This window comes from Mammaliicoccus fleurettii (genome assembly GCF_002018435.1).
Lineage (GTDB): Bacteria > Bacillota > Bacilli > Staphylococcales > Staphylococcaceae > Mammaliicoccus > Mammaliicoccus fleurettii.
Genome location: NZ_MWJM01000028.1, coordinates 1 through 10,730 on the forward strand (window position 1 = coordinate 1; position 10,730 = coordinate 10,730).

At 30.6% G+C, this 10,730-nt stretch carries 11 protein-coding genes; all 11 read right to left on the minus strand.

All coding sequences use genetic code 11. The features are described from left to right. Nucleotides 1–987: 987 nt before the first annotated feature. The 11 genes from B2G86_RS12585 to pmtR all read right to left on the minus strand — a co-directional run bounded on the left by B2G86_RS12585 (nt 988) and on the right by pmtR (nt 10,441). Nucleotides 988–2,346: a gluconate:H+ symporter gene (locus B2G86_RS12585; RefSeq protein WP_078358536.1), complete on the minus strand. Its 1,359-nt coding sequence runs from the start codon at nt 2,344–2,346 to the stop codon at nt 988–990. 12 nt (nt 2,347–2,358) lie between these two features. Continuing rightward, nucleotides 2,359–3,894: a gluconokinase gene (gene gntK, locus B2G86_RS12590; protein ID WP_078358537.1), complete on the minus strand. Its 1,536-nt coding sequence runs from the start codon at nt 3,892–3,894 to the stop codon at nt 2,359–2,361. A gap of 9 nt (nt 3,895–3,903) precedes the next feature. Beyond that, nucleotides 3,904–4,611 (minus strand): GntR family transcriptional regulator, encoded by a 708-nt coding sequence (locus B2G86_RS12595; protein WP_078358538.1) that lies wholly within the window; start codon nt 4,609–4,611, stop codon nt 3,904–3,906. Between the two features lie 138 nt (nt 4,612–4,749). Further along, nucleotides 4,750–5,940: an amidohydrolase gene (locus tag B2G86_RS12600; RefSeq protein WP_078358539.1), complete on the minus strand. Its 1,191-nt coding sequence runs from the start codon at nt 5,938–5,940 to the stop codon at nt 4,750–4,752. 47 nt (nt 5,941–5,987) lie between these two features. Then, nucleotides 5,988–6,191 carry a hypothetical protein gene (locus tag B2G86_RS12605; RefSeq protein ID WP_078358540.1) on the minus strand — a complete coding sequence of 68 codons (204 nt, stop codon included), beginning with the start codon at nt 6,189–6,191 and terminating at the stop codon, nt 5,988–5,990. A 61-nt stretch (nt 6,192–6,252) separates the two neighbouring features. After that, nucleotides 6,253–6,981 (minus strand): ABC transporter permease subunit, encoded by a 729-nt coding sequence (locus B2G86_RS12610; protein WP_078358541.1) that lies wholly within the window; start codon nt 6,979–6,981, stop codon nt 6,253–6,255. Next, nucleotides 6,981–7,850 (minus strand): phenol-soluble modulin export ABC transporter ATP-binding protein PmtC, encoded by an 870-nt coding sequence (gene pmtC / locus B2G86_RS12615; protein ID WP_078358542.1) that lies wholly within the window; start codon nt 7,848–7,850, stop codon nt 6,981–6,983. Before pmtC ends, B2G86_RS12610 begins: the two co-directional genes overlap by 1 nt. A gap of 17 nt (nt 7,851–7,867) precedes the next feature. After that, on the minus strand, nt 7,868–8,533 hold the full coding sequence (pmtB, locus tag B2G86_RS12620) for a phenol-soluble modulin export ABC transporter permease subunit PmtB (protein WP_078358543.1): 666 nt from the start codon (nt 8,531–8,533) through the stop codon (nt 7,868–7,870). Beyond that, entirely contained in the window at nt 8,530–9,186 is a 657-nt protein-coding gene (locus B2G86_RS12625; RefSeq protein ID WP_078358544.1) for an ABC-2 transporter permease, read from the minus strand. The genes pmtB and B2G86_RS12625 overlap by 4 nt, the downstream gene beginning before the upstream one ends. Next, a complete protein-coding gene (gene pmtA / locus B2G86_RS12630; RefSeq protein ID WP_420798277.1) occupies nt 9,187–10,062 on the minus strand; it encodes a phenol-soluble modulin export ABC transporter ATP-binding protein PmtA in 876 nt (291 codons plus the stop codon). A gap of 1 nt (nt 10,063) precedes the next feature. Then, the gene (pmtR, locus tag B2G86_RS12635) at nt 10,064–10,441 is read right to left on the minus strand and encodes a PSM export ABC transporter transcriptional regulator PmtR (protein WP_078358546.1); all 378 of its coding nucleotides are present in this window, start codon (nt 10,439–10,441) and stop codon (nt 10,064–10,066) included. Between the last annotated feature and the right edge of the window lie 289 nt (nt 10,442–10,730).

The following is a 10,730-nucleotide window of genomic DNA, read 5'->3' on the forward strand; positions in this document are numbered from 1 at the left end:
CGTGCATGCCTGCCTAGGGGTATGGCTCGAGCCTGTAGTCTCTCACGCATACTATTCCCTCAGGCGTCAGCACTTTATAAAATCACTACTAATAACCATTTTTATAAAATCTTACGATTTTGTTCGTGCATGCCTGCCTAGGGATATGTCTCGAGCCTGTAGTCTCTCACGCATACTATTCCCTCAGGCGTCAGCACTTACAAAATCGCTCTCAATATCCATATTTATATAGAAAAATGGTGTCTCTAAGAGTTAGCTAAATGATTCTCATTAAAATAATAGGTCATTTATGTTAAAGGCAATTAATCTTAAGTGTCTATATTTACACAAGTAGAGAAAAGTGTAAGTAAGGATGTCTGTAATCACACAAGTCGAGTGAAGTGTAAGTAAGGATGCCTATGTTAACACAAGTCAGTTGAAGTGTAAGCAAGGATGCCTATGTTAACACAAGTCAGTTGAAGTGTAAGCAAGGATATCTGTATTCACACAAGTTGAGTGAAGTGTAAGTAAGGATGTCTATATACACATAAGTTGAGTGAAGTGTAAGTATGGATCTCTATATTAACACAAGTCGAGTGAAGTGTAAGTAAGGATGTCTATATTCACATAAGTTGAGAGAAGTGTAACTAAGGATGTCTGTATTCACACAAGTCGAGTGAAGTGTAAGTAAAGATGTCTATATTTACACAAGTAGAGAGAAATTTAAATATGGATATCTGTATTCACATAAGTGGAGAGAAGTGTAAGTAAGGATGCCTATGTTAACACAAGTCAGTTGAAGTGTAAGTAAGGATGTCTGTATTCACAAAAGAGGAAAGCATGCGCATAAAAAATACCAACAAAGTCTTAGACTTTGCGGGCAATCTGATGGTAGTTCTAAGAGTTGCCAAAATGATTTTTATAAAAAATAAGAGCAGAAATTCATTATTAAAATTGAATTTCTGCTCTTATAAAATTTCTATGACATTTATGTCACAAGTTTTTCTATTAAACAAATAAACTAATAAATAGTATGAATATGATACCTGATACTGATATAACTGTTTCTAATAATGTCCATGATAAGAATGTTTCTTTCATTGTTAATCCGAAATACTCTTTAAACATCCAGAAACCTGCATCATTTACATGTGATGCTATTACACTACCAGCACCTGTTGCTAATACTACTAAAGCAAGGTTAACGTCTGATGATTCTAATAATGGCATTACAATACCTACTGTTGAAATTGCTGCTACTGTCGCTGAACCTAGCGATATTCTTAATACAGCTGCTACAATCCAAGCTAGTAATATTGGTGACATTGCTGAACCTGTAAATAGTTCTTCGACAGTTTTACCTACTCCACCGTCGATTAATATTTGTTTGAATGCACCGCCACCGCCAATGATTAGTAGCATCATACCAATTGGATATATGGCATTAGTTAATGTATCCATAACTTGATTAACTTTATATCCTCTGTTAATTCCCATTGAATAAATAGCAAACAATACTGAAATTAACATTGCTGTACCCGCTTCACCTATAAAACTAATAAAACCTAATATGCCTTCTGGATTCTCTGGTGAACCTGTTACTAAATCTACAACTGTTGAAACAAGCATTATAAATACTGGTAATAAAGCCGTTAATGCTGAAATTGCAAATCCTGGTGTTTCTTCAATTTTGAAAGATTTTTGTTTACCTAGAGATGCTAAGTCGCCCGATTTTGTAAATGCTTCTGGTATAATTTTTCTAGCAAATTTAGTGAAAATTGGTCCAGCAATTATTGTAACGGGTATTGCTACAATGATACCAAATATTAAAACTTGACCAATTTCCGCTCCAAATTCCTTAGCAATCATAACTGGACCTGGATGTGGTGGTAAAAATCCGTGAGTTACTGATAATGCTGCTGTCATTGGAATACCTAAGTATAATGTAGAAACTTTAGATTCTTTAGCTATTGTAAATACTATAGGAATTAATAATACTAATCCTACTTCAAAGAATAATGCTATACCGATGATAAATGATGCAGTAACAACTGCCCATTGAATTCGTTTTTGACCAAATTTATTAATTAATGTGTGTGCAATTCTTGTTGCACCACCACCATCTGCTAATAACTTACCTAACATCGCTCCTAAACCAAATATTAATGCAATGTGACCAAGTGTAGATCCCATACCTGTTTCAATTGTTCCAATAATTTTGTTTAATGGCATTCCTAACATTATGCCTGTTACCATCGCAGTTATAATTAACGATACAAAAGTGTTAAGTTTTAACCACATAATTAAACCTAATAATAATATAATTGCTACTGCTACTATTAATAATGGTGCAATATCTGAAAACATATTAACATCTCCTTATGAATGTGTTGCTTGAAATTCTGAAATCAAATCGTACTCTTCAGTTAATTTACGGCTTAAATTTATATAAATTGGTATAAGTGATTGATAAATATCAACATTTTCTTGTTCTGGTTCGTGTTGATACGTCTTACCTACCATTTTGTCCAATACTTCAAAATCTTCAATTTCTCCTAGTGCTTTTAATCCTAAAACACAAGCGCCTAAGCAAGAACTTTCATAACTTTCAGGAACTTCAACTGAAGTATCAAAGATATCTGCCATCATTTGTCTCCAAACTTCACTTTTAGCAAATCCACCTGTCGCTTTAATTTGTTCTGGTGATTTCTCCATAACTTCGATTAATGCAAGATATACTGTATATAAGTTTAGAAGTACGCCTTCTAATGCTGCTCTAATCATATGCTCTTTTTTATGTGATAATGTCAGACCGAAATAACTACCTCTTGCATTAGCATTCCATAACGGTGCACGCTCTCCTGCTAAATAAGGGTGGAAAATTAATCCGTTTGCGCCAGGTTTTACTCTGCTCGCAATTTTAGTTAAGACATCATATGAATCAACACCTAATCGCTTAGCTGTTTCTACCTCACTAGCTAATAATTCATCCCTTAACCATCTAAGTACAACACCACCATTATTAACTGGTCCACCAATACAATAGTGATCTTCAGTTAATACATAGCAAAATATTCTTCCCTTTTCGTCTGTCTTAGGCTTATCTATAATTGTTCTTATAGCGCCACTTGTACCAATTGTTACAGCAACTTCACCTTCGCGGTAACTATTCACGCCTAAATTAGAAAGTACACCATCAGATGCACCGATTACAATAGGTGTATTTTCATCAATGCCCATTAAATCTGCATATTTTTTATTAACGTTCTTCATAATATGTGTAGTGGAAACTAAATTTGGCAATTGACTTTCATTAATTCCAAGTAAAGACATTACTTCTTTATCCCAAGCTAATGACTTAAGGTTCATCATACCCGTTGCAGAACCTATTGAATGATCCATTACGTACTCTTCGAATAACTGATAAAATATATAAGATTTTATATCAATCCATTTTGCAGTTTTGTCATAAATATCAGCGTGTTCATGCTTTAACCAAAATATTTTAGACAAAGGAGACATTGGATGAATTGGTGTTCCCGTTCTTTTATATATTTCAAGTCCATCATGTTTTTCATTTATCATATTTGCATATTTACTTGCTCTATTATCAGCCCAAGTTATACATTCAGTTAAAGGTTTGTTGTCTTTATCCATAGCTATTAAACTATGCATAGCACTACTAAAACTTAACAATTTAATATTTTTTGGTTCTGCTCCAGTATCTCTAATCACCTTTTTAACTGTGAATATGACAGCATCGAATATTTCTTCAGGATTTTCCTCAGCAACACCAATTTCTTTTGTTGACATAGGGTATTCAATACTATGTTTATTTAAAAAATTGCCTTCTTCATCATATATAACAGCTTTCGTGCTCGTTGTACCGATATCAATACCAATCATGTATTTCATTTTATAATCCTACTTTCTATCTATATTTATTTGCGAATTCCATAGAACATCTATTTGTTCATCTACATCATCAAAGTTTAAGTGAAATGCTTCTTTCATCTTATTTCTGTCCTTAGTTTCAATAGCTTCTATATATACTTTATGATTATGAATAACTCGCTTAAAGTCATCTAAATCATTTTTCATTCTTTGCCTCATCGAAACTAAAATTAAACATTCCATAACAGGGGTTAAGTTATGCCATATCATTTCAATATATTGATGATTAATTGCTGTAATCATAGATTCGTGGAACTGTAGATCCAGTCTTGTAAATTCGTCTGCATCTTCAAATTCAACTGCAACTGACATCATTTTCAAGATTTTATTTAATTGTTTGATGACTTCTGTATTATTTTCTAACTGTAGTCTTTCAAAAACGAACGATTCTAACATTAACCTAATATCATAAATTTCTTTTTGATTAGTATTAGACAAACCAATAACAACAGCTCCCATTCTTTCAAGAGAAATTAGACCATCTTGTTGAAGTAGTTTAAGTGCATCTCTCACGGGAGAACGGCTGACTTCAAACTGTTGAGCAATTTTGTTTTCGCTTAGCTTGTCACCTTCTGCAATTTCTTTACTTATAATAGCTAATCTAAGTTCACTCGCCACTTGTTCTCCAGTAGAACGATGTTTTAACCAATCGTTAGGATAGTGATAATGATGCTTCATAAAATCCCTCCAAAATCATCCGTATACTTGTATACAAGTTATTGTAAACGTTTTCTACATATTTGTAAACGGTTACGATTAGTTTTTTAAAGTAAAAACACACACTAACAAATTGTTAGTGTGTGTTTAAATTAAAATTCATTCAATATATAATCTGTTTAAAACAACTTCTCCTAATGCTTTACTTGCAGTTAATAAAGCATCTTCGTTAACGATAAATTTAGGACTATGATTATAAAATGCTTCATCAATATCATATGGTTTGCAACCTATAAAGAAAAATGTTCCAGGGATTTTTTCTAAATAACTCGCGAAGTCTTCTGAACTCGTAAGTTGCTCATGTTCTTTTAACGATTCAAAATAATCACCTTGGCTTGTTGCTAAAATATCAACTAAATAATCAGTTTGTTTATAATGATTGATTAAAGGTATACAATCTAATTCATATTTAAATTCGCAAGATACACCAAATGTTTCTTCTAATCCCTCAATTAATTGTACTATTTCGTCATGTATTTGATGGCCAATACGGCTTTCCATATACCGTACATCACCTGCTAGTTCCACACTTTCTTGTATTACATTTAATGAACCTAAGCCATTAAATGAACTTATAGTTACTACACCCATATCAAAAGGATTTAATCTTCTTGAAACTACCGTTTGAACATTCGTAACAAAAGTACTCGCTGCCATAATAGCATCATTTGCTAAATGAGGACTGGAACCATGCCCACCTTTACCTTTAACTTTTAAATGGAATAATGATCGTCCTCCCATTGTTGGCCCTTTTCTATATGAAATAACATCTGGTGTGTAATCTGGGAATAAGTGTATACCATATATCTCATCAACATCATTTAAATATCCCGAGTTTATCATATCAATTGCTCCACCGGGTGCTAATTCCTCAGCATGTTGATGAACAATAACTATTTTACCTGGTAAATGATCCTTCAACTCAATTAAACTTTCTGCAAGCACCATTAAATAAGCAGTATGTGCATCATGACCACATGCATGCATCCAACCTTCATGTTTAGAAGAAAATGGTAGACCGGTATCTTCAGTAATATTCAAAGCATCAAAGTCTGCTCTTAAAGCGATTGTTCTACCTGGTTTACTACCTTCTATTTCTACTATTAATCCATAATTTCCACCAATACGATTATGTATTTTAACATCTTTATCTTTATAGAATGACTCAATATATTGTGATGTTATGATTTCGTTAAATGATGGTTCTGGGTACTGATGCAAGTGTTTATAATGTTTTATCATACTTTGCTCTTTTTGTTCTAACTTTTTAAATAATAAACTTCGTAACATATGTTCACCCCAATTTCATAAAAAGTAACTACTACACGAAGTAGCAGTTACTTTTTATCTTCTTCACTTTTAGTTTTATCTGGATGCTCATCTACTTTATCTTCTTTTTCAAAAATAGCTAAAATTGCTGTAAGGAAAAATCCTAGACCTGCACCAATCATTAATGATTTAGGTGTTCCTTCGAAAAAGAAACTCCCGATAATACACAATACACCTATTATGATATAATGTTTTATAAATTTTTTACCCAAAAATATCCCTCATTCATATATCTAATAAGTTAAATTTAACATAGAAATGAGGGATAAACCATTATATATTCTTATTTCTTATAATGTAGTGATTAATTGCTGTGAAAATAACTATACATGCAATTGAAATCCAAATTTGATATACCTTCATTGATATCATACCTTGATTTAATATTTTAGGTAAAAAGTCTAAAGGATTATATTTCATCATGTTTGCTAAATCTTCGCCAATTTTTGGTATAAATATGAATGCCTCAAATATATTAGGTAATAAAATCATACAAAGTATTGCAGCCGTATAAACAATGGCAGATTTACCTGTTAATAAATTTAATATATTTAATAATGTGACATAGAAAACAATGATTAACATTAATACGCCTAACATTTTTAGAAAATCAGTGAAACTTAAATTCCCTGCATCTATCATTGTCGATGATAACAATGTAAATAGTGTACCAAAAACAGCAAATATAATGACTACACCAACTACAGATAGTAATTTAGCATATAAATACTTAATTCGATTAGTTTTCGAATTTAAAAATAACTGTATTGTACCGAATTGCATATCACGTACAATCGTTCTAATAGCAAACATAAGTGCAACAAGTCCACCAAACATAATGAACATTGATAAAACAACTTGTGCATTGAAAGGTGCATCTAAAGTTTTAACTGAAATAATAACACCTACTGCAGGTATAATTGATAGTAAAAATCCTAAATATCCTAAAGGACTCTTGAAAATTCTTGTTAAATCATATTTTACATGTTGTCCAATATTCATTATGCTTCAACTCCTTTATTAATATTAAAGTATTGATCTCTCAACGTTGTTTTATTATTTTCGATAAATTTCGGATAAATATTTTTATTGCCAAGCTCTTTTAATACGTCTTGATAATCTTGTAATGCTTCAACAGAGATTATTGATTCTTGCTTATTGCTTGCTACTACTTTGTACTTCATAGTAAGTATGTTAAGTGCTTCATTATAAACTTCTTGTACAAAAGTAAACTTCGTTACATCCGTTGATTGATCTTTCATATTGTAATCTTCAACAATCGCGCCATCTTTCATAAACACTGTTCTGTCACATATTAGCTCTATATCTTCTAATTTATGACTAGAAATTAAAATTTTAATATTCAATTCTTTACTAACTCTTTCTAACGTCTTCAATACATCGATAGAACCATCTGGATCCATTCCATTTGTAGGCTCATCTAAAATTAAGTATTGTGGTTTGTTCATTAAAGCAACTGCTATTGATAACTTCTGTTTCATTCCCATAGAATACTTTTTAACTTTTTTATTGATATATGGTTTTATACCAAATGATTCTATTAATTGATTGATATATTGATCATCAACTTGTGTACCCAAAACATTTCTAAAAAAGTTTAAGTTATAATAGCCAGTTTTGTTCAAATATAATTTAGGATTTTCTATTAAATAGCCGACTTTAGTATTGCTTTCTTTACTAAAAGTACCATCATATTTAACAATATTTTCATTCATAATTTTCATTAATGTTGTTTTACCAACACCATTTTTTCCGATTAAACCTACAATTTGGCTTTCACCAAATTCAAAATCTATTTTTTTTAGGACATGTTGTTTTCCGTAATGTTTCTGTATTTGAGTTAATTTCACAACTACTCACCTCTTCTTTAAATTGTAATAGTATTTTTACGTGCTTTATTAATAGCTAAGATATAAGTTATAACAAATAATATAATTGAACAGCCTAAATATATTTCCATATCATATTGAGAAAATACTTCTGTATGGATATAGAACACGCCAATCAAATTATCTATATATTGAATCATGTTTGGGATAATAGCACCCACTATAATAATCCAAAATATAAGTGGGATTTTCAGCAATCTTTTATATTCAGCCAATGGTAATATCAAACTAACCGTTAACAAATTAGCAGATATATTCATGAACACACTTGTAAAGTCAATTGTGACTTCCATTCCAGATCCTTTAAATAATAAAGCTGTTGCTGATAATATTGCTAACGTAACTAGTGTTAATAGAATCAATATTATTGCTGTGAAATAATGAGCATTAATTACTGTTGATTGCTTTACTGGTAAGCTTAAAAATGTAAGCTCAGAATGATTTTTACTAATTCTTAAATAGAGATAATATGACCAAACTAAGAACACAATATGGATTGTTATGACTAATACACCTAAAATAGCAATTTTAAAGAAATTCTGTATTGGAATAACAATCAACAATGGTGACATCAATGTAATGCCTAACAATATAAATAAATATGGCTTTAATAAAACTAAGTTTCTATATAATATTGCTTTCATTTTATACCTCCATAAATATTTATTTTGTCATTTTTAGCTTTATGGATAGCCTTGTTGAACTGTATTATCCAAGTTGTCATAGCGATAATTAATAATATAGTTGGCAGGAAATACAAGTATATTTTCCATCCAAGTACATCAGCAAATGGATAAGAACGGTTTGAATAAATTCCAAAATAAAACATTGTAAAAACCACATACATTCCAACCAATATCCAAGCTCCAAACTGATTGTGATTAACTTGTGCAATTGTAGGATACACAATACTTAATGTAAATAAATTTGTGGCTACAATAAATATTGCTGCTTGTATAAATATCGTGTCTTGTTTATATATTGCAATAATGGTTACCATAACAAATGAAATAGTCGTCAATAATAAATTATATAAATAATGTGCTTTTACGATATCTATTTTGGAAATGGGTAAACTATTATAAAATATTTGACTACTTTGTTTATTCAAGAATATTGCATTATTAATACAGTGAACCGAAACAACTGCTATAAAATAAATAGGAACGAAATTAAACAGTCCATTTCCATTAACTGAAAATGTAAATTCAGAAAAGAAAGTCAAAATAAAGCACAATAAATATAATAAGTAATAGCCCTTTTCATATTGAAAATTCCGATAAAATAGTGCTTTCATTTAATCCACTTCCTTATTGAATTTATCCTTTTCAATTCTTACCATGATATCTTCAATAGATGGTGTTTCAACAACGATGTCGTTTCCAAATAACTCTACAAATACAGAGCTTTGGTTTGTTAATCCAGAAAACCCAGTGTGAGTTTCTTTAATACTTATTAACAGTTCTCTTAATTCATCATCGAGTATAGCAGAATCACCTTTAATAATTTTATAACCTTCTATAAGTTCATCAACACTTTCATTAATAACGATTGAGCCATCTTTTAAGTACACAATGTAGTCGGCTATTTTTTCTAAATCTGAAATTATATGAGTTGAAAAGAAAATTGTTTTATCTTCATCAATTAATTCTTTTTGTAAAATTTCTAGTACTTCATTCCTCACAACAGGATCAAGTCCTGCTGTTGGTTCATCTAATATATAAAGCTCAGCATGATGACTTAAAGCGATTGCTAATGAAAGTTTCATCTTCATACCTGTAGAAAATTGTTTTATCTTTTGCTTATATGGAAGTTGAAATTGGTTCATATATTTTTGAAACATATCGTGGTCCCAATTTTTATAGTATTTGCTTACAACAGATTCTATTGTTTTTATGTTCCAATTCTCATACATGTAAAGTTCAGAATATACAAACCCAATTTTGTTTTTAATTTCAACTGGGTTAGCTGTTAAATACTCACCTAATAACTTTAAATCTCCGCTTTGTTCTTTTAACAAGCCCATTATTATGCGGATGATAGTTGTTTTACCTGATCCATTAGCTCCAATAAAACCTGTAACATAACCTTTTTTTACTTCAAAACTAATATTTTTTAGTTGAAGATTTTCAACTTTATAATTTAATTGATTAACTTCTATTGCATTAGCCACTTTATTCACCTTCCTCATATATCAAAGTAATAATTTCATTTATTTCTTTAACATCCATCCCTATTAATTTAGCTTGCTTTGTTAATTCTTTAGCTAAATCTTCAATAACAATAAACTGCTTTTCTTTCATAATGGATGGGTCTTGTGATTTAACGAAAGTACCTTTTCCTCTTATGGTTGTAACAAATTGTTCTTGCTCCAAATCAACATAAGCACGTTTAGTCGTGATTAAACTTACACCTAAATCACTTGCTAACTCTCTCATAGAAGGTAATGATTCACCAGGTTCTAGATTACCTTGAAGGATATGAGCTTTAATTTGTTCTTTAATTTGTTCGTATATTGGTTGATTGCTACTATTCTGTAAAAGAATCTTCATATGAAACCTCCCGACATTTCAAAGTGTGTATAAACAGTATATACACTATATACATAGTTGTCAACAAACCATCTTTTGTGGCCACACTTATCAGCAATTTTACCTAGAATTGCTTTTAACACACCTCTTATCAGCAATTTTGCTTAGAATTGCTTTTAACACACCTCTTATCAGCAATTTTGCTTAGAATTGCTTTTAACACACCTCTTATCGAATATGTCCATATAATTGTGTAATAAAATAAGAGCCATATATAGCTCACTTTAGTACAATGTAATCGACGAAGAAA

Excerpts from the sequence above, each read along its gene's own strand:
- B2G86_RS12585 (WP_078358536.1), bottom strand. The coding sequence starts at position 2,346 with ATGTTTTCAGATATTGCACCATTATTAATAGTAGCAGTAGCAATTATA.
- gntK (WP_078358537.1), bottom strand. The coding sequence starts at position 3,894 with ATGAAATACATGATTGGTATTGATATCGGTACAACGAGCACGAAAGCT.
- B2G86_RS12595 (WP_078358538.1), bottom strand. The coding sequence starts at position 4,611 with ATGAAGCATCATTATCACTATCCTAACGATTGGTTAAAACATCGTTCT.
- B2G86_RS12600 (WP_078358539.1), bottom strand. The coding sequence starts at position 5,940 with ATGTTACGAAGTTTATTATTTAAAAAGTTAGAACAAAAAGAGCAAAGT.
- B2G86_RS12610 (WP_078358541.1), bottom strand. The coding sequence starts at position 6,981 with ATGAATATTGGACAACATGTAAAATATGATTTAACAAGAATTTTCAAG.
- pmtB (WP_078358543.1), bottom strand. The coding sequence starts at position 8,533 with ATGAAAGCAATATTATATAGAAACTTAGTTTTATTAAAGCCATATTTA.
- B2G86_RS12625 (WP_078358544.1), bottom strand. The coding sequence starts at position 9,186 with ATGAAAGCACTATTTTATCGGAATTTTCAATATGAAAAGGGCTATTAC.
- pmtR (WP_078358546.1), bottom strand. The coding sequence starts at position 10,441 with ATGAAGATTCTTTTACAGAATAGTAGCAATCAACCAATATACGAACAA.